At 65.7% G+C, this 530-nt stretch carries 1 protein-coding gene; it reads right to left on the bottom strand.

Annotation, left to right across the window (positions count from 1 at the left end; translation table 11 throughout):
- Positions 1–530: Ig-like domain-containing protein (locus RAD15_RS43465; protein ID WP_458184806.1), on the bottom strand; the 530-nt coding region annotated here is incomplete at both ends.

Genomic DNA, 530 nt, shown 5'->3' on the forward strand with positions numbered 1-530 from the left:
CGAACTGTTGCCGGCGGGATCGGTGACGGTCGCGCGGAACTGGTAGCTGCCGTCGGCGAGGTTGCTCTGCGCGGCTGTGGTCGTCGACCAGCTCGCGCCGCCGTCGGTCGAGACCTCATAAGCCACACCGGTGCCGTTGGTATCGGCATTGCCGCTCAGCGACAGATCGAAGGCCTTGTCGGTCGAGTTGAAGTCCGCAGACGACGACCCGCTGTCGTCATAGTTCGACAGCGACAGCGTCCCCGCGGTCGGCGCCGTGGTGTCCACCACCACCGTGACGATGTTGCTGGTCGAGGAGTTGCCGGCGGGATCGGTGACGGTCGCGCGGAACTGGTAGCTGCCGTCGGCCAGGTTGCTTTGCGCCGAGGTCGTGGTCGACCAGTTGCCACCGCCGTCGGTCGACACCTCATAGGCCACACTGGTGCCGTTGGCATCGGCGTTGCCGCTCAGTGACAGGTCGAAGGCCCTGTCGGTCGAGTTGAGGTCCACAGACGACGACCCGCTGTCGTCATAGTTCGACAGAGAGAGCG

This window comes from Bradyrhizobium sp. 14AA, from assembly GCF_054185205.1.